The organism is Nitrobacter winogradskyi Nb-255, assembly GCF_000012725.1.
Lineage (GTDB): Bacteria > Pseudomonadota > Alphaproteobacteria > Rhizobiales > Xanthobacteraceae > Nitrobacter > Nitrobacter winogradskyi.
This window is the reverse complement of record NC_007406.1, coordinates 2,919,964-2,940,277: the sequence shown is the minus strand read 5'-3', so window position 1 is coordinate 2,940,277 and position 20,314 is coordinate 2,919,964. Positions and strand designations below refer to the sequence as shown.

At 62.9% G+C, this 20,314-nt stretch carries 22 protein-coding genes and 1 tRNA gene; 12 read left to right on the top strand and 11 right to left on the bottom strand.

The window, feature by feature from the left end:
- Positions 1-297: 297 nt before the first annotated feature.
- Both NWI_RS14070 and NWI_RS14065 read left to right on the top strand, forming a co-directional pair.
- On the top strand, positions 298-1,680 hold the full coding sequence (locus tag NWI_RS14070) for a cell wall hydrolase (RefSeq protein ID WP_011315907.1): 1,383 nt from the start codon (positions 298-300) through the stop codon (positions 1,678-1,680).
- Positions 1,681-1,976: 296 nt separating this feature from the next.
- Entirely contained in the window at positions 1,977-2,573 is a 597-nt protein-coding gene (locus tag NWI_RS14065) for a hypothetical protein (protein ID WP_011315906.1), read from the top strand.
- Positions 2,574-2,651: 78 nt separating this feature from the next.
- On the opposite strand, the gene NWI_RS14060 is transcribed toward NWI_RS14065, so the two are convergent.
- The 3 genes from NWI_RS14060 to NWI_RS14050 are packed head-to-tail and all read right to left on the bottom strand — an operon-like array spanning position 2,652 to position 4,764.
- A complete protein-coding gene (locus tag NWI_RS14060) occupies positions 2,652-3,263 on the bottom strand; it encodes a YfbR-like 5'-deoxynucleotidase (RefSeq protein ID WP_011315905.1) in 612 nt (203 codons plus the stop codon).
- On the bottom strand, positions 3,260-3,886 hold the full coding sequence (locus tag NWI_RS14055) for a DNA-3-methyladenine glycosylase I (protein WP_011315904.1): 627 nt from the start codon (positions 3,884-3,886) through the stop codon (positions 3,260-3,262). Before NWI_RS14055 ends, NWI_RS14060 begins: the two co-directional genes overlap by 4 nt.
- On the bottom strand, positions 3,883-4,764 hold the full coding sequence (locus tag NWI_RS14050; RefSeq protein WP_011315903.1) for a YgfZ/GcvT domain-containing protein: 882 nt from the start codon (positions 4,762-4,764) through the stop codon (positions 3,883-3,885). Before NWI_RS14050 ends, NWI_RS14055 begins: the two co-directional genes overlap by 4 nt.
- A 173-nt stretch (positions 4,765-4,937) precedes the next feature.
- Between NWI_RS14050 and NWI_RS14045 the strand changes: the two genes are divergently transcribed.
- Entirely contained in the window at positions 4,938-6,266 is a 1,329-nt protein-coding gene (locus tag NWI_RS14045; protein ID WP_011315902.1) for a dihydroorotase, read from the top strand.
- Positions 6,267-6,421: 155 nt separating this feature from the next.
- Here NWI_RS14045 and NWI_RS14040 read toward each other — a convergent pair whose 3' ends face one another.
- The 4 genes from NWI_RS14040 to NWI_RS14025 form a co-directional block, all read right to left on the bottom strand.
- Positions 6,422-6,688, bottom strand: coding sequence for a hypothetical protein (locus tag NWI_RS14040; protein ID WP_011315901.1), 267 nt, complete (start codon positions 6,686-6,688; stop codon positions 6,422-6,424).
- 191 nt (positions 6,689-6,879) lie between these two features.
- The gene (locus NWI_RS14035) at positions 6,880-7,227 is read right to left on the bottom strand and encodes a TIGR02301 family protein (RefSeq protein ID WP_430691774.1); all 348 of its coding nucleotides are present in this window, start codon (positions 7,225-7,227) and stop codon (positions 6,880-6,882) included.
- A 115-nt stretch (positions 7,228-7,342) separates the two neighbouring features.
- The gene (locus tag NWI_RS14030) at positions 7,343-7,759 is read right to left on the bottom strand and encodes an NUDIX hydrolase (RefSeq protein WP_011315899.1); all 417 of its coding nucleotides are present in this window, start codon (positions 7,757-7,759) and stop codon (positions 7,343-7,345) included.
- Entirely contained in the window at positions 7,759-8,271 is a 513-nt protein-coding gene (locus NWI_RS14025; RefSeq protein ID WP_011315898.1) for a hypothetical protein, read from the bottom strand. Before NWI_RS14025 ends, NWI_RS14030 begins: the two co-directional genes overlap by 1 nt.
- A 63-nt stretch (positions 8,272-8,334) precedes the next feature.
- Here NWI_RS14025 and NWI_RS14020 point away from each other — a divergent pair, with 63 nt between their 5' ends.
- Positions 8,335-9,102, top strand: coding sequence for an SOS response-associated peptidase (locus tag NWI_RS14020; protein ID WP_011315897.1), 768 nt, complete (start codon positions 8,335-8,337; stop codon positions 9,100-9,102).
- 62 nt (positions 9,103-9,164) lie between these two features.
- On the opposite strand, the gene NWI_RS14015 is transcribed toward NWI_RS14020, so the two are convergent.
- Together NWI_RS14015 and NWI_RS14010 are read right to left on the bottom strand one after the other, a co-directional pair.
- A complete protein-coding gene (locus NWI_RS14015; protein ID WP_041345664.1) occupies positions 9,165-10,595 on the bottom strand; it encodes an FAD-binding oxidoreductase in 1,431 nt (476 codons plus the stop codon).
- Positions 10,596-10,606: 11 nt separating this feature from the next.
- Complete coding sequence (locus NWI_RS14010) at positions 10,607-11,593, bottom strand: L-threonylcarbamoyladenylate synthase (RefSeq protein ID WP_011315895.1); 987 nt, start codon at positions 11,591-11,593, stop codon at positions 10,607-10,609.
- Between the two features lie 67 nt (positions 11,594-11,660).
- Here NWI_RS14010 and NWI_RS14005 point away from each other — a divergent pair.
- Positions 11,661-11,737: transfer RNA gene (locus NWI_RS14005), tRNA-Pro, on the top strand.
- A 76-nt stretch (positions 11,738-11,813) separates the two neighbouring features.
- Here NWI_RS14005 and NWI_RS14000 read toward each other — a convergent pair.
- Positions 11,814-12,752 carry a LysR family transcriptional regulator gene (locus NWI_RS14000; RefSeq protein WP_011315894.1) on the bottom strand — a complete coding sequence of 313 codons (939 nt, stop codon included), beginning with the start codon at positions 12,750-12,752 and terminating at the stop codon, positions 11,814-11,816.
- A gap of 128 nt (positions 12,753-12,880) precedes the next feature.
- Here NWI_RS14000 and NWI_RS13995 point away from each other — a divergent pair, with 128 nt between their 5' ends.
- The 4 genes from NWI_RS13995 to NWI_RS13980 all read left to right on the top strand — a co-directional run bounded on the left by NWI_RS13995 (position 12,881) and on the right by NWI_RS13980 (position 16,664).
- Entirely contained in the window at positions 12,881-13,918 is a 1,038-nt protein-coding gene (locus NWI_RS13995) for a class 1 fructose-bisphosphatase (protein WP_011315893.1), read from the top strand.
- 12 nt (positions 13,919-13,930) lie between these two features.
- Positions 13,931-14,803 (top strand): phosphoribulokinase, encoded by an 873-nt coding sequence (locus tag NWI_RS13990; protein ID WP_011315892.1) that lies wholly within the window; start codon positions 13,931-13,933, stop codon positions 14,801-14,803.
- 121 nt (positions 14,804-14,924) lie between these two features.
- Entirely contained in the window at positions 14,925-16,010 is a 1,086-nt protein-coding gene (gene fba / locus NWI_RS13985) for a class II fructose-bisphosphate aldolase (RefSeq protein WP_011315891.1), read from the top strand.
- 381 nt (positions 16,011-16,391) lie between these two features.
- Complete coding sequence (locus NWI_RS13980) at positions 16,392-16,664, top strand: hypothetical protein (RefSeq protein WP_041345141.1); 273 nt, start codon at positions 16,392-16,394, stop codon at positions 16,662-16,664.
- A 139-nt stretch (positions 16,665-16,803) separates the two neighbouring features.
- Here the strand turns inward: NWI_RS13980 and NWI_RS13975 are convergent, their stop codons facing one another.
- Positions 16,804-17,505 (bottom strand): DUF1013 domain-containing protein, encoded by a 702-nt coding sequence (locus tag NWI_RS13975; protein ID WP_011315889.1) that lies wholly within the window; start codon positions 17,503-17,505, stop codon positions 16,804-16,806.
- 230 nt (positions 17,506-17,735) lie between these two features.
- Between NWI_RS13975 and ispH the strand changes: the two genes are divergently transcribed.
- The 3 genes from ispH to rnhA all read left to right on the top strand — a co-directional run bounded on the left by ispH (position 17,736) and on the right by rnhA (position 20,271).
- Complete coding sequence (ispH, locus tag NWI_RS13970; protein WP_041345139.1) at positions 17,736-18,698, top strand: 4-hydroxy-3-methylbut-2-enyl diphosphate reductase; 963 nt, start codon at positions 17,736-17,738, stop codon at positions 18,696-18,698.
- A 131-nt stretch (positions 18,699-18,829) separates the two neighbouring features.
- Entirely contained in the window at positions 18,830-19,810 is a 981-nt protein-coding gene (locus NWI_RS13965) for a homoserine kinase (protein WP_011315887.1), read from the top strand.
- Positions 19,807-20,271, top strand: a complete 465-nt coding sequence (gene rnhA / locus NWI_RS13960; RefSeq protein ID WP_011315886.1) for a ribonuclease HI — start codon at positions 19,807-19,809, stop codon at positions 20,269-20,271. Before NWI_RS13965 ends, rnhA begins: the two co-directional genes overlap by 4 nt.
- The last annotated feature ends 43 nt before the right edge of the window (positions 20,272-20,314 follow it).

Here is a 20,314-nt window from a genome sequence, read left to right as displayed (position 1 = left end):
GCGTTTTCAAGCCAAGTGGAAACCGGTTCGCGTGAAGAAAACGCGTCAAAACAAGATCATAGAGCCTCGCTTCTGATTCCATCAGAAGCGAAAACGCTCTAATCTTCATTCTTTCGCTCAGGCCGTTGTTTACCAGCACGTCCGATGTTTGCTCGCGCTCTCGGGCGCGTGCTTGCCTGTTGCGTGTCCGCATCGCCGATTAACGCGCCCGCAACTTTAATCCGATATTACCGTAATCGATCGAAATGCATCAAAAATGCGGCTCGATCGCGTGTGTAGCGTTGCGTGGGCGTATCGATGGCTGTGTTGCGTAACCAACCGAAGAGCGTGCGTCTTGCGCTCTTCGGTTCGGGTCTTTGCTTCTTCGCATTGGTCCCGAATGAAATCGGGTATCAGGACATCGCATCCCTGCTTGCGCGACAGCCGGGTGTCGCCGAGCGCTGGCAGAAGCGTGTTTCCGCCAGCGCGGTCAGTTCGATTCAGGTCGCGACCTTCAATTTCGGACGCCCGGTCGGCACCTCGTCGCCGCGCGCGGCCACGCTTCTGCTTGCGAGTCTCGATGAGGGTGTGGGCGCCGTGGTCCGCAACCGGCTGGCGCGGCCGCCGCAGCGGTATAGCGCCTCGGATTTCCCCAGTGTCAATCGGGCGCTGAAGGGGGACCGTCTCGCTCTCGCCGGGCCGGAGACGCCGCCCGTTGCGCCGACGAATGCTGCGCCGCAGGATCCTTCGACGTCGAATGCGTCGGTGCTGGGGGCAAAGACGGCGGCCGGGCATGGCGAGCCCGCGACGCTCGATCCCGAACTGGCGGAAGCCCTGAACGCACCGCCTTTGCCGCAATACGGCGCGTCGCTGTCGCTCGAGGGGCAGCCGTCCGGCGATCTCGAGGACGACAGCGCGGTCGAGGGGTCGCAATCCTCCACCGAGGGGTTCTCCATCAAGACGGCGAGCCTGTACTTCGGCAATTCGGCGCTGGGTGTCGTCAATGAAGGTCTCGAACGCTGGCGTCCCGGTGAGGAACCCGTGATCGTGATGCCGGCTCCGGATCCCGACATGAAGGTAGCGCTGCCGCCGCGGCGGGATTCAGCAAGGGCGGGCGAAACCGTGGTTGGCAAGGGCGAGGTCAAGACGCCGGCCGAGCGGCTTGGTCTTCTGGATGACAAGAAGCGCGCCAGGCAGGAAAAATGCCTCGCGGAGGCGGTTTATTTCGAAGCGCGCGGCGAAGCGGTTCGCGGCCAGATCGCGGTCGCGCAGGTGGTTATGAACCGCGTGTTCTCGGGTTATTATCCGACCACGGTATGCGGCGTGGTCTACCAGAACGCAGATCGCCGTCTGGCCTGCCAGTTCACGTTCGCCTGCGACGGCATTCGCGATGTCGTCACCGAGCCGGACATGTGGGATCGCGCCCGCAGGATCGCCAAGGCCACGCTCGACGGGCGGCTATGGCTGCCGGAGGTCGGCAAGTCGACGCACTATCACGCCTATTGGGTCCATCCTTCCTGGGTCCGCGAAATGAAGAAGATGTACCGCACCGGCGTTCATACCTTCTACCGCCCGCGCGCGTGGGGCGACGGCCGGGATGCGCCGAGTTGGGGCGCGACGGCTCAGACCGCCGAAATCTCGGCCAGACTTGCCGAGGCGGCTCGCAGTTCGGCTGAACTCGATTCAGGCCGGAGGCGTTAGAGCATGATCCCGACCCGAAGGGCCGCGCCACGCAAGTGGAAACCGGTTTTTCGGATAGGATGTTTCCTGGCAGTATGAAATCCGGTTCGTTCTCAAGAAAACGCTCGTAATCAACAACTTGCGCGTGCCCGGATTGCAAAACCGGTATCCACTTTCGCGGAATCCGCTAGGATATTCAGACTTTACCAACCAAGCTGCTCCAATGTTGCCACGGTTGGTATGGTAAGGAGCGGGTAAAGGCATCAGCCATCAGCCATCGGCTGCCGTGCCCGTCATCAAGTTTTCGGAGTTGCAGTATGCTTGCGCGTTTCGTGTCAGGAGTCCTCTTTGCGGGTGCGATCGCCGCACCGGCAATGGCCGGTCACCTCATGAATGCCAGCGAGGCCAAACGCTTTGTGGCCGGCAAGGTTTTCGCGTTTACCTGCTTCGACGGCACGCGCGGCGCCGGCCGGGTATTCGAGGACGGCGGTGCGGCCGGTGCGGTGCAGTTCAGCGGCGAGGGTCCGGTTCGCCACATGAGGCTGCCGGGCAATACGCTCCAGGTACGCGGCCAGACGGTTTGCGCGTCGATCAAGGGACTTCCGTTCGAGCCGTGCTTCAATCTCGACAAGAAGAGCGAACGTAGCTTCCGCGGCTCGGTGTCCGGCATGAGTTTTGCATATTGCGACTTCAACCATCAGGGCGGCAGGCAGATGTTGCTGGCGCGCGCCGCCGCACGCCCCTATGCCCGGAGCAGGGTTGCGCGTACGGCCGATGCGTCCGCGTCGAACACGGAGGTGACCGCGCGCGTTCCCACCCCGCGGGTGGAAAGCGCGAGGCTTGAACCCGTCAAGCCGGACGCGAGGCCGGCCAGGGCGGAAGGCGCTTTGCAGCTACGCCCGTCCACCGAGTAAGCTTTCTTCACGCGACAGGTCATCCATCCTCGGGACAAGCCCGAGGGCATGCTTCGCTCGAAAGCGCTATAAAAAGCGCTATAAACCGTGCAGGCTCTGGAATCGTGCCAGAAGCCGGTTCTCTGCTTCGCTTGCTGGCCATGGCGTCAGATAATCGTCGATCATCGCGGCCGGCAGGCGAGGGTCGTTGCCGAACAGCCGCTTTGCCTCGGGCTCGGAGAAGCCGGCAAGATGGGTCGCCTCGAGATAGGCCGCGCCCATGTCGGCGGCCTTGATCTGCCGCCCGGTTTCCGGCGGCAGGACGGGCGGCAGCCCGAACCGGATGTGGATCGCCGCCAGCAGCCGTTTTTCGACGGCTTTATAGGAACCGCCGATCACCGCCTTGAACGGCGAGATCATGTCGCCGATGACATACTCCGGGGCGTCATGCAGCAGCGCCGCCAGCCGCACCTGAATATCGATGCGGGGCGTATGCTCGCGCATGACGGCCTCGACCAGCAGCGTGTGCTGTGCGACGGAGAAAATATGCGCGCCGTGGGTCTGGCCGTTCCATCGCGCCACGCGGGCGAGGCCATGCGCGATATCGGCGATCTCGATGTCGAGCGGCGAGGGATCGAGCAGGTCGAGCCGCCGGCCGGACAGCATCCGCTGCCACGCGCGCGTTGCGGTTTTCGGAAGCCGGGCCGTCATTGCGTTGCGGAACGTGGCGTGCGCGCCTGCTTGCCGCATGTCTCGTGGCAATGGCATGTCACCAGATGGTCGTTGACCATGCCTGTTGCCTGCATGAAGGCATATACGATCGTCGGTCCGACGAACTTGAATCCACGCGACGCCAGTTCCTTCGAGATTTTGATCGAGAGCGGCGTCGAGGCCGGCACGTTCGCGGTGGTCTTGAACCGGTTGACCTTCGGCTGGCCGTCCATGAAATTCCACAGCAGCGTGGAAAAGCCCGGACCCCGCTCCATGATCGCCAGATAGGACTTCGCGCTGGTGACGGCGCCCTCGATCTTCGCCCGGTTGCGCACGATGCCGGCGTCGTTCATCAGCGCGTGGACCTTCTTCTCGTCGTAGGACGCGATCTTCTCAGGCAGGAAACCATCGAAGGCACGGCGGAAGTTGTCGCGCTTGCGCAAGATCGTGATCCACGACAGGCCGGCTTGAAAGCCGTCGAGGATCAGCTTTTCGAACAGCGCGCGGTCGTCATATTCTGGGACGCCCCATTCGGTGTCGTGATAGGCGAGGTAGAGCGGGTCGTCGCCGGGCCACGGACAGCGGGTGAGGCCGTCCGCATGCAGGCGCGCGGATGGCGTCATGCGACGGTGTTCTTGGCCGGCAGCTTCAACTCGTCCGGTTCGGCAACGCGGATCGGAACGCCGCCCGCCGTCAGCGGAATCCCGGCCTCGATCGCATCGGCGGCGCGATCCAGCCGCAGCAGCGCAAGACCCTGGTCCGCCGCCGACGAGCCCATGGTGCCGACGGGCTTCTCTCCCGCGACCACGGCCGTCCCCGGCTCGGGCGCGCCGCCATCGAGGTGCACGCGTACAATCCGGTTGCGCGCGGTGCCGCGATGCTCCATGCGCGAAACCACTTCCTGACCGACGTAGCAGCCCTTGTCGAAATCGACGCCGTGCAGCCGGTCCATATTGGCTTCGTGCGGAAAGGCGTCGCCGAAGTTGAAATCGGCGCCGCCGCTCGGCACGCCCGCCCGGATCCGGTGAGCCTCGTAATCGGCGCTTTCGACCAGTTCGGCGCCGATCACCGTGGCCGCCCGGGCCGCGAGTTCCTCCGGCACGAGGCTGCGCCAGCCCAGCCTGTCGCTTCGTGGATCGGCGAAGGTCAGGTCCGGGTGCATCGCGGGTTCGCCGTCCCAGGCCGCCAGCACGCCGAGCTTGCCCGAAAGGTTCTCGACCGTGACCTTGGCGCGCAGCTTGTAAAAGCCGAGCTTGGTTGCGAGCGGTTGCGCCAGCGGCAACGGGCAGTCGATCAAAAAGCCGCCGCCGTGCCCCGGTTGAGCTTCCGTGATGAGGAAATCGACGGTGATCTTGCCCTGCGGCGTCAGCAGCGCGCCGAACCGGCCGAGTCCGGGCTGAACCTTTGTCACATCGGTGGTCACGAGACCGTTGAGAAAATTGCGCGCGTCGTCGCCGCTGACCTTGACCACGCCACGGTCGGGAAGAAACGCTGCTTTCATGACACCTTCTCTTGGCCGGGTGTTGTTGTTTGAACTGGTCTTGCGCAGTGTTCCCGGACAAACCTGCGTGCCTGATTTCGTTTTCGGAACGTAAGCCGCTAAGGTGCCGGCAACAAGGGTCCGCTCGGCCGGCGCGCGGATGCTTTCGGGAACGATGACCAAGACATTTGACGATGACCAAGACATTTGACGTGATTCTGAGATCAGGCGCCATCGTCAATCAGGACGGCGAGGGTGTCGCCGACATCGGTGTTTCCGGCGGCCGCATCGCCGCGATCGGCGGGCTTGGCCAGGCCGACGCCAATGAGGTGATCGACTGCCGCGGACTGCATATCCTGCCCGGCGTGATCGACACCCAGGTGCATTTCCGCGAGCCGGGACTGACTCATAAGGAAGACCTCGAAACCGGCTCGCGCAGCGCGGTGATGGGCGGCGTGACCGCGGTGTTCGAGATGCCGAACACCAATCCCCTGACGGTGACGGCGGAGACCTTTGCGGCGAAGATGAAGGCGGCGCATCACCGGATGCACTGCGACTTCGCCTTCTTCATCGGCGGCACCCGCGAGAACGTGCGGGAGCTTCCCGAACTGGAACGCGCGCCGGGTTGCGCCGGCGTCAAGGTGTTCGTCGGGTCATCCACCGGGGCGCTGCTGGTCGAGGATGACGACAGCCTGCGACGAATATTCAACGTGATCCGCCGCCGCGCCGCGTTTCACGCCGAGGACGAATACCGTCTCAACGAACGCAAGAGTTTGCGTGTCGAAAATGATCCGCGCTCGCATCCGCTGTGGCGCGACGAGACCGCCGCGCTGCTGGCGACACAGCGGCTCGTCACGCTCGCCCGCGAGACCGGAAAGCGCATTCATGTGCTGCATATCTCGACCCGCGAGGAGATCGAATATTTGCGCGACCATAAGGATGTGGCCTCCTGCGAGGCGACGCCGCATCATCTGACCATGGCCGCGCCCGAATGTTATGAGCGGCTCGGCACGCTGGCGCAGATGAATCCACCGGTGCGCGACGCCGCTCATCGTTCAGGGATATGGAAAGGCATCGAGCAAGGCATCATCGACGTGCTCGGCTCCGATCACGCGCCGCATACGCTGGAAGAGAAGCGGAAGACCTATCCCGCGTCGCCATCGGGCATGACCGGCGTGCAGACGCTGGTGCCCCTGATGCTGGATCACGTCAGTTCGGGCCGCCTGTCGCTGGCGCGTTTTGTCGATCTCACCAGCGCCGGTCCGGCGCGGCTGTTCAACATCGCCTGCAAGGGACGGGTCGCGGCCGGCTTTGATGCTGATTTCACCGTGGTCGATCTCAAGCGGACCGAGACCATCACCAACAAGTGGGTGGCGTCGCGCGCGGGCTGGACGCCCTATGACGGCGTTGAGGTGACGGGCTGGCCGGTCGGCACCTTCGTGCGCGGTCGACGCGTGATGTGGCAAGGAGAGCTGGCCACCGCATCCACGGGAGAGCCGGTGCGTTTTCTGGAGACGCTATAGCGTTTTCGAGCCAAGCATGTCCTCTGGCTCGTCCCGAGATGGATGACCGGTTCGCGTTCTGACGCGTGGATCATGTGAGCCCGGACCGTGAAACGGATTTGGGTCCGGATCTGTCAGTTGCGGCTGGTTTGGCTCCGGACGGCCTGATCCGGGGCTTATTGCTTCGCCAGTGCGATCGAGAATTCGCCGTTGCGGACGCGGCCTGCCAGACCTTCGACGAAGGTCGCCACGGCGTCCTCACCATAGGTGCTGACAAGCTCGGCGAAGGCGGCAAACAGGCTGGCCTGCGCCAGACAGTCACCATCGACGCCGTCGTGGCGCGCGTCGGCCCATGCTTCATTGAGATAGCTGAGGGCCGCCTGCTTCTGTTCCTGATCGGCAAACGAATCGCGGGCTGGGCTGAATGCAAATGGCGGGTGCATGTAAATTCCGAATGCGTCTGACGAGGCGAACGCTCAACATCCGTGGTTTAGCACGCGAGCGGGCAGCGGACAGCCAGTTCTTTAGGAAAGGTTAACGTCCCTTTTTGCATTTGAAACGCGTTCCGAGAGCGCTTTTGGAGGGATGTCCAAAGGACTGACCCGGATATCCCGGAAATGTCCGGAAAGCCGGCTCAATTCGCGTATCTGGCTGTCAGGTCGCGGGAAATTTTCGCGCCTTCCTCGACATAACGGCGGATGACGACATTCGCGGCCGGCGTGCACGCCCGGTAGGTCTGCTGGAACCAGTTATAGCCACGGTTGAATCCCGCGATCATCCTGGCGCGGCGTTCGCCCGACGGCGTTTCGGCGTCGATCAAGGCCTGCATTTCATTGCGCCATTTCGCCCCGTCGTTGGCGGCGCAGATGCCGCGAAGATAATGCAGCGTGCCGAGGATTTCGGCCAGACGCTGCAACTCGGCGTCGAAGGGCGCGGCTCCGTCCTGCGCGCGCGCGGGCAGCGCGCCACAGATTGTCGTCATCAGAACAATCGCTAAAACCGATTTGCGCATAAAGGGCCCGAATCCGCCGTGATATGCCCATTCCGTGCGATGGAAGCAAGGCAGGGCAATCCGCGCAAGACGTTTCAAGCCCGCTTCAAACCCCGACAAGCCGCCGTGCCGCATCGATGATGGTTCGCAGACCTTCGGTAAGCCGCAATTCGCCCGGCAGCTCCGGGGCGACCCAGCTGAAGGCGTCGAGTTCGTCGTTCAGGATGGGCTCGCCTGCGATCCAGCGGGCCGCGAACGACATCACGATATAATGCCCGTCGCCCGGAAGGGTCGGCATCACCTCCCGCCAGCCCGCGAGGCCGGTGATCTCGATCCTGAGCCCGGTTTCCTCCGCCACCTCGCGATGCAGCGCGGCGGCGACGGTCTCGCCGAACGCGATGCGTCCGCCGGGCAGCGAGTGCAAGCCCTTGGCGGGCGGTCGCGCGCGGCGCACCAGCAGAACCTTGCCGTCGCGGAAGATCGCGGCGCTGACGGCGATCTGCGGAAATTGAGGCGGCGGCATCAGTGGTTCATGATGTAGTCGACATCGGTTTCCCGACCCTGGCCATTGATAATGCCGCCCGCCCGCGTGATCATCGGCTTGATCCAGCTGACTGCCTCGGTCGCAAGCGCGGCGCGGGTCTCGTGCCGGTGGATGTCCTTGGTCGCGGCAGCCACCGCGGTCAGGATGGACGTCATCGTGATGGTCAGTCTATCGAATTCGGCGCGAATTTCGGGGGCTGCGTTCTCATAAGCCTCGATCGCCTGCTCGCGCGCCTTGAAACCGGACGCCATGAAGTGCTCCTGATAGGTCATGGGCCGCCAGTTCAGGAAGTCCTCCACGCAATCGGGCATGTCCGGGATCATTTCGAGCAGCATGATGGCTTCGTTGAAATGATTGAGATAGTCGGTCGCAAGACAGCTTTGCGGATTGATATTGGCGGCCGCCAGCGCGGCGGCGCTGTCCGGCCTGTTCTGGCCGGGGCGGCTCGCGGTCGGGGGAGAGGGGAGTGATTCGTCGGCTCGGGGTGTCATTGGTCCCAGTGTCGGACCGCGGGATTAAAACGGATTGAATGTTACGTTTGTTGGGATGACGAAATGTGCGGACGCTATGTAATCCTGTCGCCGCCGGAGGCGATGCGTCAGGCTTTCGGCTACGCTGAACAGCCGAATTTCCCGCCGCGGTACAATGTTGCGCCGACGCAGCCGGTTCCTGTCATCCTCCTCGAAAACGGAGGCCGGCATTTTCGTCTGATGCGATGGGGACTGATTCCGGTCTGGGTGAAGGACCCCCGGCAATTCGCGCTTCTCATCAATGCTCGCGCCGAAACGGTGCTCGATAAGCCGGCTTTCAGGAACGCGATGAAACGGCGCCGCTGCCTGCTTCCGGCCGACGGCTATTACGAGTGGCGTCAATCGGAAGGACGAAAGCAGCCGCTTTTCATCCGGCCGGGCCATGGCGGGCTGATGGCGTTCGCGGGGCTGGCCGAGACCTGGAACGGGCCGAACGGCGAAGAACTCGACACGGTCGCCATCATCACCACGGCGGCGCGGGGTGATATCGCGACCTTGCATCCGCGCGTGCCGGTGACGATCGCCCCGAGGGATCACGCGCGCTGGCTCGACGGCAACGCTGTCGATGCCGGGGGAGCCACACTGTTGCTCCGCGCGCCGGAAAACGGCGAATTCGTCTGGCATGAGGTATCTGTGCGCGTGAACCGCGTCGTCAACGACGATGAGCAACTGATCATGCCGATCTCGGCGGAGCAGGCGGAAAGCGAGGCGAAGCAGGCCGCAAGGAAGCCGGTAGCTCGCAAGGTCGCGCCCGCAGCCTCCGGCAACGACGGTCAGGGCTCGTTGTTTTGACGTGGAACCAAAAGCATTTGCAGCTATCGCTCTATCTTCAGGGCGCTACCGTTTCGAACCCTCTACAGCACCTTGCCCGGATTCATGATGCCGAGAGGGTCGAACAGCGCCTTGATGCCGCGCATCGTCTCGATCGCCGTCTTGTCCTTCACGCGGGGCAGGTCATCGCGCTTCAGAACGCCGATACCGTGTTCGGCGGAAATCGAGCCGCCCATCCGCAGCGCGATGGCGAAAACGACGGCATTGACCTCCTGCCACCGGGCGAGAAATTCATGCGTCGTCATCCCGCTCACGGGCTGGCTGACGTTGTAGTGGATATTGCCGTCGCCAAGGTGGCCGAACGGGACCGGACGCGCGTCCGGAATGAGCTTCACCACAGCGGCGTTAGCCTCGGCAATGAAGGCGGGTATGGCGGCGACGGGCACCGAGATATCGTGCTTGATCGAGCCGCCCTCCCGTTTCTGGGCCGGTGGAATCGTCTCCCGCAGCTTCCAGAACGCCGCACGCTGCTGAAGGCTGGCCGCGATCGCCGCATCCTCGATGCAGCCGCTCTTTATGCCCCGCTCGAGAATGGTCTCGACGGTCGCCGTCGCATCGTCGCGCGAGGACGAGACTTCCATCAACACGTACCAGGGATAGCGACGGGTGAGCGGATCGCGGATGCCGGAGCCGTGCCTGACGCAGATGTCGACGCAGATCTCCGCGAGCAGTTCGAAGCTTGTCAGGCTGCCCGCGGCTTCGGCCTGTGAGATGGCCAGTAATCTCAAGGCGTCGGCCGGCGTTCTCAGACCGACGAAGGCGGTTTGCACGGAGCGGGGTTTTGGAAACAGCTTCACGACCGCGGCGGTGATGATGCCGAGGGTGCCTTCGGCGCCGATGAACAGGTTGCGCAGGTCGTAGCCGGTATTGTCCTTTTTCAGCTTGGACAGCCCGTTGAGGGTGCGGCCGTCGGGCAGCACCACCTCGAGTCCGAGCGCCATGTCGCGCGCCACGCCGTATGCGAGAGCGCCGGTGCCGCCGGCATTGGTCGAGAGATTGCCGCCGATAGTGCAGCTTCCTTCGGCGCCGAGCGACAAGGGGAAGAAACGGCCGGCCTCGTCGGCGCGCCGCTGGATGGCTTGCAGGATAGCGCCGGCCTCCACCGTCATTGTGTTGGAGGCGGTATCGACCTCGCGGATTTTGTCCATCCGCCGCATCGACACCACCACCTCGCCGTTGTGCGGGGTTTGCCCGCCGACGAGACCGGTGTTGCCGCCCTGCGGCACCAGCGCGATCCGGTGTTCACTCGCGAGCCTGCAGATCGCCGACACCTCCGCCGTGGATGCGGGGCGCAGCACCAGCGGCGAACGGCCGTGAAACAGGTTGCGCGCCTCCGTGAGGTAGGGCGCCAGTTCGTCAGCGTCAGTCACCGCATATTTGTCGCCGACGATGGCGGCGAGGCGCGCGATCAGATCGGGCGACAACGGCGGCTGCGCGGATTTTGATATGGCGATCGGCAAATCCATCAGCCTTTCGGCGCGGCGGCGCGGCGCAGCCGGTCGTTGATCGCTTCCCCGAGCCCGTCCTCGGGGATCGGCGTCACCGCGATGGTTCGCGCCCCGCTGGCGTCGAGGGCGCGAAGACAGCCGAACAGATGAGCGGCCGCTTCCTTCAGATCACCGCGTTCGGACAGGTTCATCACCGCAACCGCGGTGTCGATGCCCGGCGGATCGACTGGCCCGAAGGCCAGCAGCGCCTCGCCGGGCGCAAGGTTTGCGGCATTGAGCCGCATCCTGGCGCGCGGCGCGTAATGCGAGGCCAGCATTCCCGACGCCCGCGGTCGTCCATCGGCCGCGGCGGGAGCGGGCGAGACCAAGGGGCCGCCCAGCACGCGCTCGATGTCCGCGCGCGAAATCCCGCCGGGCCGCAACAGCGTCGGCCGATCGAAACAGCCGACAATGGTGGACTCGATACCGACCTCCACCGGTCCGCCGTCGACGATGAGATCGATCCGGCCTTCGAGATCATGTCGCACATGCGCCGCCGTCGTCGGGGAAACATGGCCCGACAGGTTGGCGGACGGCGCGACGACCGCCCCGCCGAACCCGCGCAGGATAGCGCGCGCCACCGGATGGGCGGGAACCCGCAGCGCGATGGTATCGAGGCTTGCGGTGGCGAGATCGGCGACCGGGCAGCGCGCGACCTTCGGAAGCACCAGCGTCAGCGGGCCCGGCCAGAACGCTTCTGTGAGTGCGAGCGCGGCTGCATCGAACCGGGCGATCCTCTGGGCCGCCGCAAGATCGCTGACATGCGCGATCAGCGGGTTGAAGGCGGGCCGGCCCTTGGCCCGGTAGAGCCGCGCGACCGCCTCCGCGTTGGCGGCGTCAGCGCCGAGGCCGTAAACGGTCTCGGTGGGAAACGCGACAAGCCCGCCATTATGAAGGATCCGCGCCGCCGCGGCGGCCGCCGTCTCGCCGGCCGGGAGAATCTGCGTCTTGAGGTCCACGGTCATGGAATGTCAGTTCTCGATTTCAGCTTCTTGCGGTGCGCGCAACCCGACGCTATAAGCCGCGTCTTGTCGGAGTGTGGCTCAGCCCGGTAGAGCACTGCGTTCGGGACGCAGGGGTCGCAGGTTCAAATCCTGCCACTCCGACCATTATTTCAATGACTTATAATTTCGATGCGCCTGGAGCGCAACGCAACGCGCGACGAATCGACCCTGATGCGGGCTTTTACCGTACGCGGCCGATCGGCGCCTGCGGCAGGAACTCCTTGCCGTTCGCGACCAGGAAATCCAGCATTTCCTGCGCCGGAGGCAGCAGCACCTTGTCTTTCTTCCTGACGACGAACCATTGCCGGATGATCGGAAGACCGGTGATATCGAGCGTGATCATTCGTCCCTCCCTCAGTTCGACGGCCACGGTATGCGCCGAGATGAAAGCAATCCCGAGACCGGCGATAACCGCCTGCTTGATGGTTTCGTTGCTGCTCATCTCCATGCCGATCTGAGGCTCGAGATTGCTCTTCTCAAAAAACTGTTCCATGAGGAATCTCGTACCCGAGCCCGGCTTGCGGGAAAGGAACTTTTCGTGCGCCAGATCCACCGCCGTAAGTCCGGACGCGTTCGCCAGCCGGTGTCCCGTCGGCGCGATAACGACGTGCGGATGATCGCCGATCAGATGCGTGTCGAGTTCGATATCGGGAGGCGGATGGCCCATGATCGCAAGATCGAGCGCATAGCCGCGCAAAGCCTGGCGGATGTCCTGGCGATTGACGATCGTCAGGCTGATGTCCATCCCCGGATGAAGCTTCGAAAAGGCGGAAATCGCGAAGGGGACAAAATACTTTGCCGTACTGACCGCGCCGATCGATATGCGTCCGCCGGTTCGGCCTGTGATCATGTCGAGCGACGTCGCGCAACTGTCAATCGCGGCTTCGATGCGCTCGAAAAGCGTATACAGTTCCTGTCCGGCAGGCGTGAGGGTCATGCCCTCGCTGGTTCTCTGAAGCAGAGGCAGCCCGCAAAGCTGCTGAAGATTCCGCAGTTGCAGCGTGACCGCGGGTTGAGTCAAATGCAGTTTGTTTGCGGCGGCGGTGACGCTGCCGCCGGCCGCGACCGATGCCAAAGCACGAAGCTGCCGGATAGTTACGTCGCGAAGCTTCGTGATCATATAAGGAAAATTTTGCGGCTATGAAGGATATTGAAATTGTACTTATTACATGCAACGAGTCAATTCGCGCGACGCTCTGGAAAGCGGCAAATTGGCTGTTTGGAGATTGCGGCCGAGGGGGAGTCTGAATGAGTCAAGAGATGACACTGCAGGAAAGGATGGATGGCGAGGGGGGATCGGATCCGCTTCGCCAGGCAGTGAAGGGGGCGGTAGCTGCGCTTGCGCAGGCCGCGATCGATATTTCTGATCTGACTTGCCGCGGCGCGCTGGCCGGGATCACCGGACAGGCACAAGGCCGCAACACCGACGGGGATGTTCAGAAGGATCTGGATGTTCGCGCCGATCAAATTATCCGCGACGCTCTCGGCAAGCAGCCGATCGCAGCGCTGGCCTCCGAGGAAATGGAGGAACTGGATATTTTGAATCCGGGCGCGCCGATCTGCGTCGCATTCGATCCGCTGGACGGTTCATCCAACATCAATACGAACATGTCGGTGGGTACGATCTTTTCGATCATGCCGACGCCCTCCGATGTGAACGCCGCCTTCAGGCAGGCCGGAAGTGAGCAACTCGCGGCTGGTTTCGTTGTCTACGGCCCGCAGACCTCTCTTGTTCTTACGCTCGGGCAGGGTGTCGACATCTTCACGCTTGACCGGGTCGACAGGGTATTCAAGCTTACCGGATCGGCAGTGAAGATTCCGGCGGAAGCCACCGAATTCGCGATCAACGCATCGAACAGGCGGCACTGGGACCTGCCGGTTCGCGCCTATATCGACGAGTGCCTTGCGGGAGCCGATGGCGCCGGCGGCAAGAATTACAACATGCGCTGGATCGGCTCGCTGGTCGCGGAGGCGTTCCGCATCCTCATTCGCGGCGGCATCTTCCTTTATCCCGGAGACGCCCGCGACGGTTACGAGGAAGGACGCCTGCGCCTGGTTTACGAGGCGCACCCGATGGCTTTCATCGTCGAGCAGGCGGGAGGCGGTGCTTCGACCGGACGAAAGCGGGTTCTCGATCTCGTTCCCGGCAGCCTGCACCAGCGAGTTCCGCTGATCATGGGGTCGATCAAGAACGTCCAGCGGCTCGAGCATTTGCATACGGTGCCTGATGGCGCTCTGGAAGCGAATGCGCCGTTGTTCGGGAATCGCGGTCTGTTTCGCGTTTAAGGGGCTGATATCGTGTCGAGGAAACATCCTATCATATCAATTACGGGTTCGTCGGGCGCCGGTACGACGTCCGTCAAGCGGACCTTCGAGCAGATTTTCCGCCGCGAGAAGGTCGTCGCGGCCTACATCGAGGGCGACGCCTTTCACCGTTACAACCGCGCCGAGATGCGCACCCGCATGGCCGAGGAATCGGACAAGGGCAACAGGCACTTCAGTCATTTCAGCCCTGAAACCAACCTGTTCGCCGAACTCGAGTCGGTGTTCCGCAGCTATGGCGAGACCGGAACGGGCACCACGCGATATTATGTCCATGACGATACGGAATCGGCGCTCCATGGTGTGCCTCCCGGCACCTTCACGGACTGGCAGCCGTTGCCTGAGAATTCGGACCTGTTGTTCTATGAGGGCCTTCACGGGGCCGTCGTCACCGACAAGGTGAATGTCGCGCAGTACGCGGATCTCAAGATCGGCGTGGTTCCCGTGATCAATCTCGAATGGATTCAGAAACTGCACCGCGACCGTAGCGCGCGCGGCTATTCCACCGAGGCCGTCACCGACACCATCCTTCGGCGCATGCCGGATTACGTCAACTATATCTGTCCTCAGTTCGCGGAGACGGATATCAATTTCCAGCGCGTGCCGACGGTGGACACCTCAAATCCGTTTATCGCCCGGTGGATACCGACGCCCGACGAGTCGATGGTCGTCATCCGTCTGAAAAATCCGAAAGGCATCGATTTTCCATATTTGCTGTCCATGATCCCGAACAGCTTCATGTCGCGCGCCAACTCTATTGTCATCCACGGGTCCAAGCTGGATCTCGCGATGCAGTTGATCCTGACGCCGCTGATCCTTCAACTCATCGAGCGAAAGAGGCGCGCATGAGGGGAATGATCGCATGTCCGGAATCGTCAACCCCGATGGCGCCAGGAGGGGACGTGGCCAAGAATACGATCGCGTCAAACGCGATGTCTTTTCACGATAGCCAGATGGGGAGGGAACCGACATGGCGCGCATAACTTTGAGACAGTTGTTGGATCACGCCGCGGAACACGGCTACGGCGTTCCGGCGTTCAACATCAACAATATGGAGCAGGGCCTTGCCATCATGGAGGCGGCGGCCGCCGTCGACGCTCCGGTCATTCTCCAGGCCTCCAGGGGCGCACGCTCCTACGCCAACGACATCATGCTGGCGAACATGATCGACGCGCTGGACCAGATGTATCCGCACATTCCGCTGTGCATGCATCAGGATCACGGCAACGAGGAAGCGACCTGCGCCACCGCGATCAAATATGGCTTCACCTCAGTGATGATGGACGGCTCGCTCAAGGCCGACGCCAAGAGCGCGGCGGACTATGAGTATAACGTCGACATCACCCGCCGCGTCGTCGACATGGCGCATTGGGTCGGCGCCTCGGTGGAAGGCGAACTGGGCGTGCTCGGTTCGCTCGAGCATGGCGGCGGCGAGCAGGAGGACGGACACGGCATCGAAGGTCCGGTCAGTCACGATCAGTTGCTGACCGATCCGGACCAGGCCGTGGATTTTGTCCGCGCCACCAAGGTCGATGCGCTGGCGATCGCGATGGGCACCTCGCACGGCGCCTACAAGTTCTCGCGCAAGCCGGACGGCGACATTCTCGCTATGAAGGTGGTCGAGGAAATCCACCGTCGCCTTCCCAACACTCATCTGGTGATGCACGGCTCGTCCTCGGTGCCGCAGCATCTGCAGGATGAGTTCAACAAGTACGGCGGCGAGATGCCGCAGACCTGGGGCGTACCGGTCGAGGAAATCGTTCGCGGCATCAAGCATGGCGTCCGCAAGGTCAATATCGACACCGACTGCCGGCTGGCCATGACCGCGGTATTTCGGAAAGTCGCGGCCAGCAACAAAAGCGAGTTCGATCCGCGCAAGTTCCTGAAACCCGCGATGGATGCGATGCGCGACCTCTGCCGCGAGCGTTTCGAGCAGTTCGGCACGGCCGGAAATGCCTCGAAGATCAAGGTGATCCCATTGGCTGAAATGGCCAAGCTCTACCGCGCCGGCAAGCTTGATCCGCGCATTGGTGAAACGGCGGTCGCCGCCGAGTGATAGATCCGGCTCTGGCGTGGCCCGGCTTTTCGGCTGGACCGCGCCGAGGCCGATCACGCGACATCGCCGCCTTCCGTGCGGTGAGGGCGCGTTCCGGGGACGGCCTTGCCGAGGAGCAGCTTTGCACCTCGTAATTCGCGCCTCGTAACATGACACCATCCGGTTCGAACTGGGACGATTCATCCTCCCGATCGTCCAGCCCCGGATGTACTGCTCCGTCGTCTTGCATGGCGACGGAGCCTTTCTCCCGGCAGTCCTCAAAAAGCTCCCAATTCAACTGCATCGTATCAGGCTGAAGTGCTCTTTTCAGTGGACCACGATGCTGTCGAAAGTTTCTCCTTTCGAGATCATGCTCCAGGCTCCGGCAATGCGGGGACAATCATGGGACGGACGACATCCACGCGCGCGGTCATCGCTTTGGCCGTACTGTCGCTGACTGTGCTGTCCCTGGGCGGATGTGCTAATCTTGAGCGGCACAATCCGAGCGCGCTGTCCCAGGGCGATGACGATGCGTACTGTCAGACGCACGGCGGACCGCAGGGATCGGCGGCCTACACCGCCTGCCGCAAGAATCGCGACGTCGCCGCCACGCGATCGGATCGGATGGAACGCTCCCACCGCGATCTCGCCGAGCGGATGCTGAACGGGCAGTAACGGCGTTCAGCGGCGCGCCTGTCCCGATGGTCCGTCATGGCCATGGAAGCGGCGTCCGGTACGTTGCCTTGCCGGATCGGGATCGCTGAGATCTCGTGGCGCGGAACCCACGCCGTGAACCGGTCAAGTCTGAACGCCTTTACTCTGTTTGCTCATCCTCGGCTTTCTTGCCGCCGATTGTCTTCAGCTTGGCGAATACAGCGTCGACGTTGAGGTCTTCCTGCTGCTTCTCGGTCGGCTCGAACCCGCCATCCTTGCGCGTGGTTTCGGATGCCGGCAGCAGGGTGGCGCCGCCATACTGCTGATCGGTCGGCTTTTCCTTGGCGGCGCGCTGCACCTCGAAGTCGAGTTCGATCTGCGAGCAAAGGCCCAGCGTCACCGGATCCATCGGCGTCAGGGTCGAGGCGTTCCAGTGGGTACGGTCGCGCACAGCGGCGATCGTGGTTTTGGTGGTGCCGACCAGACGCATGATCTGGGCGTCCTTCAGTTCCGGATGATTGCGCACGAGCCAGAGGATCGCGCTCGGCCGCTCGTGGCGGCGTGACACCGGAGTATAACGGGGTCCCTTTTTCTTGGCTGCCGGGGGCAGCACCACCCGGCTCTCGCTCAGCTTCAGCCGGTAATCCGGGTCCTTCTCGCCTTTCTCGATCTCGTCGCGGGTGAGTTGGCCGGTGGAGATGGGGTCCATGCCCTTGATGCCCTGGGCGGCGTCGCCGTCGGCGATGGCGCGGACTTCCAAGGGATGCATCTTGGTGAAGTCGGCGACCTGATCAAACGACAGCGCGGTATTGTCGACGAGCCACACGGCAGTCGCTTTCGGCATCAGCGGTGCATTGCTCATGGCAAATCTCCTTTGCGCTCTGCCCAACCCTCGGGGCAAAGCCTTTTGGTCATCGACGATGACGGGAATTGGAGTCTATATATGCTGCCGGAGGTCGGCCGCGCAATGGTTTGCTCCGTCGAACCTCCGGTTTGGGGGGCTGTCTTGACAGCGCCCGAAAGCCGTCCAAAGTCATCATTATTGGCCGTTCCCGCCCTGTCGGTATGGGTGATTCGGTCCCGGATCGCCTCATGAATGCTAAACCGAAACTTAAAATCGTGCTCTGTTCGCCCCGCGGCTTCTGCGCCGGGGTCGTCAGGGCGATCGACACCGTGGAACGTGCGCTGACGCTTTATGGAGCGCCGGTGTATGTGCGTCACGAAATCGTCCATAATCGCTATGTTGTGGACAGCCTTCGCGCCAAGGGAGCGATTTTCGTCGAGGAACTGGCGGAGATTCCCGACGACACCACGGCGCCAGTGGTTTTCTCCGCTCATGGCGTGCCGAAATCGGTTCCCGCGGATGCTCAGCGGCGCAATTTCTTCTCGCTCGACGCCACCTGTCCGTTGGTGACCAAGGTTCACCGCGAGGCGGCGATCCATTTCAAGCGAGGCCACGAGATTCTGCTGATCGGGCATTCTCATCATCCGGAAGTCGTCGGCACCGTCGGGCAGTTGCCGGCGGGTGCGGTGACCCTGATCGAGACCGCCGAGGATGCCGAGAAATTCACGCCGAAGGATGCCGATAATCTGGCGTTCGTGACCCAGACCACGCTGTCCATCGACGACACCGCCGAGATCGTGGCGGTGCTGAAGCAACGCTTCCCCAACATTCATGGGCCGCACAAGGAAGACATCTGTTACGCCACCACCAATCGCCAGCTGGCCGTCAAGAAGGTGGCGCCGGTGGTCGACGCGCTGATCGTGGTCGGGGCGCCTAATTCCTCCAACTCGCAACGGCTGCGCGAGGTTGCCGAGCGCGAGGGATGCAAGGTGTCTGTGCTTGCGCAGCGCGCCGGCGATCTCGACTGGAGCATGTTCGAGGGGATCAAAAGCCTCGGCATCACCGCCGGCGCGTCGGCGCCCGAAGTCATCGTCGAGGAAATCATGGATGCATTCGCGGCGCGCTATGAACTCGAGGTGGAGACGGTCTCGGCCGCGGAAGAAAACGAGTTCTTCCCGCTGCCCCGCTCGCTGCGGCCGGACGCCGCCTAGAGCCTTTCCGCTTCTGATAGAATCGGAAGCGAGGCTATGATTTTGTTTTGGCGCGTTTTCTTCACGCGAACAGGTCATCCGCTTCGCGCGAGAACGCGATCGCACTGCCATGACCGGAACGGGGATATGAGATGGCGGTCTACACCGACGTCGCCGCCGAGGAGCTTGCGGATTTTCTGAAAGCCTACGATATCGGCGAACTGCTGTCCTACAAGGGCATCGCCGAGGGCGTCGAGAACTCCAACTATCTGCTGCACACCACCTCCGGATCGTTTTTCCTGACGCTCTATGAAAAGCGCGTCGCCATCGACGACCTGCCGTTCTTTCTCGGCCTGATGGGTCATCTGGCGACCCATGGCATCGTGTGTCCGCAGCCGGTCAGGACCAGAAACGGCGAAACTCTCGGCAGCCTCGCGGGGCGTCCTGCCGCCATCATCGATTTTCTCGAGGGCGTGTGGCCACGGAAGCCGAACGTCGCTCATTGCGCCGCGGTCGGTGCGGCGCTGGCGAAACTGCATCTCGCGGGCCGCGACTTCTCCATGAGGCGCGCCAACGCGCTGTCGGTGTGGAGTTGGCGGCCGCTGTTCGAACAGGCCGGAGCTTGCGCCGATACGGTGCAGCCGGGATTGCACGATTTTCTCAAGGCTGAACTCGACCACCTCGAGGCGCGCTGGCCGCAGGAGTTGCCTGGCGGCGTGATCCATGCCGACCTGTTTCCCGACAATGTGCTGTTTCTCGGCGACAGGCTCTCGGGGCTGATCGATTTCTATTTCGCGTGCCATGATTTCTTCGCCTATGACGTCGCGATCTGCCTCAACGCATGGTGTTTCGAGCCGGATCATGCCTTCAATGTCACCAAGGCGCGCGCGCTGCTTGGCGCCTATCATCGGGAACGCGCGCTGTCGGAGGCCGAGCAGGCGGCGCTGCCGTTGCTTGCGCGGGGCGCCGCGCTGCGGTTCCTGCTGACGCGGCTGGTTGATTTTCTCAACGTCCCCGCGGGCGCGCTGGTGAAGCCGAAAGACCCACTCGAATATGTCCGTAAGCTGCGTTTCCAGCAGCGGGTCGGTGGCGTCCGCGATTACGGCGTCGCGATATTGGGGCCGGTGGCGTGAATTCGCCCGCGCTTCCGCATGTCACGATTTTCACCGACGGCGCCTGCTCAGGCAATCCGGGGCCCGGCGGCTGGGGCGCGATCTTGCGTTTCGGCGACATCGAGAAAGAGTTGAAGGGCGGCGAACCGCACACCACCAACAATCGGATGGAATTGCTGGCGGCGATCTCGGCGCTAGAGGCGCTGAAACGTCCGGCGCTTGTCGATCTCACCACCGACAGCCAGTACGTGCGGCAGGGCATCACCGCCTGGATTCACGGCTGGAAGCGCAATGGCTGGCGCACGGCCGACAGGAAGCCGGTGAAGAACGTGGACCTCTGGCAACGGCTCGACGCCGCCCTGCAGCCGCATCAGGTGCGCTGGCACTGGATCAAGGGCCATGATGGCCATAGCGAAAACGAGCGCGCCGATCAGCTTGCGCGCGAGGGCGTTGCGATGGCCAAGTTGATGCGAACGGTTTGATCGCCCGGGATCGTCATGGCCGGGGCGAGCCCTCCCATGACGA

Excerpts from the sequence above, each read along its gene's own strand:
- NWI_RS14070 (WP_011315907.1), top strand. The coding sequence starts at position 298 with ATGGCTGTGTTGCGTAACCAACCGAAGAGCGTGCGTCTTGCGCTCTTC.
- NWI_RS14065 (WP_011315906.1), top strand. The coding sequence starts at position 1,977 with ATGCTTGCGCGTTTCGTGTCAGGAGTCCTCTTTGCGGGTGCGATCGCC.
- NWI_RS14060 (WP_011315905.1), bottom strand. The coding sequence starts at position 3,263 with ATGACGGCCCGGCTTCCGAAAACCGCAACGCGCGCGTGGCAGCGGATG.
- NWI_RS14055 (WP_011315904.1), bottom strand. The coding sequence starts at position 3,886 with ATGACGCCATCCGCGCGCCTGCATGCGGACGGCCTCACCCGCTGTCCG.
- NWI_RS14050 (WP_011315903.1), bottom strand. The coding sequence starts at position 4,764 with ATGAAAGCAGCGTTTCTTCCCGACCGTGGCGTGGTCAAGGTCAGCGGC.
- NWI_RS14045 (WP_011315902.1), top strand. The coding sequence starts at position 4,938 with ATGACCAAGACATTTGACGTGATTCTGAGATCAGGCGCCATCGTCAAT.
- NWI_RS14040 (WP_011315901.1), bottom strand. The coding sequence starts at position 6,688 with ATGCACCCGCCATTTGCATTCAGCCCAGCCCGCGATTCGTTTGCCGAT.
- NWI_RS14035 (WP_430691774.1), bottom strand. The coding sequence starts at position 7,227 with ATGACGACAATCTGTGGCGCGCTGCCCGCGCGCGCGCAGGACGGAGCC.
- NWI_RS14030 (WP_011315899.1), bottom strand. The coding sequence starts at position 7,759 with ATGCCGCCGCCTCAATTTCCGCAGATCGCCGTCAGCGCCGCGATCTTC.
- NWI_RS14025 (WP_011315898.1), bottom strand. The coding sequence starts at position 8,271 with ATGACACCCCGAGCCGACGAATCACTCCCCTCTCCCCCGACCGCGAGC.
- NWI_RS14020 (WP_011315897.1), top strand. The coding sequence starts at position 8,335 with ATGTGCGGACGCTATGTAATCCTGTCGCCGCCGGAGGCGATGCGTCAG.
- NWI_RS14010 (WP_011315895.1), bottom strand. The coding sequence starts at position 11,593 with ATGACCGTGGACCTCAAGACGCAGATTCTCCCGGCCGGCGAGACGGCG.
- NWI_RS14000 (WP_011315894.1), bottom strand. The coding sequence starts at position 12,752 with ATGATCACGAAGCTTCGCGACGTAACTATCCGGCAGCTTCGTGCTTTG.
- NWI_RS13995 (WP_011315893.1), top strand. The coding sequence starts at position 12,881 with ATGAGTCAAGAGATGACACTGCAGGAAAGGATGGATGGCGAGGGGGGA.
- fba (WP_011315891.1), top strand. The coding sequence starts at position 14,925 with ATGGCGCGCATAACTTTGAGACAGTTGTTGGATCACGCCGCGGAACAC.
- NWI_RS13980 (WP_041345141.1), top strand. The coding sequence starts at position 16,392 with ATGGGACGGACGACATCCACGCGCGCGGTCATCGCTTTGGCCGTACTG.
- NWI_RS13975 (WP_011315889.1), bottom strand. The coding sequence starts at position 17,505 with ATGAGCAATGCACCGCTGATGCCGAAAGCGACTGCCGTGTGGCTCGTC.
- ispH (WP_041345139.1), top strand. The coding sequence starts at position 17,736 with ATGAATGCTAAACCGAAACTTAAAATCGTGCTCTGTTCGCCCCGCGGC.
- NWI_RS13965 (WP_011315887.1), top strand. The coding sequence starts at position 18,830 with ATGGCGGTCTACACCGACGTCGCCGCCGAGGAGCTTGCGGATTTTCTG.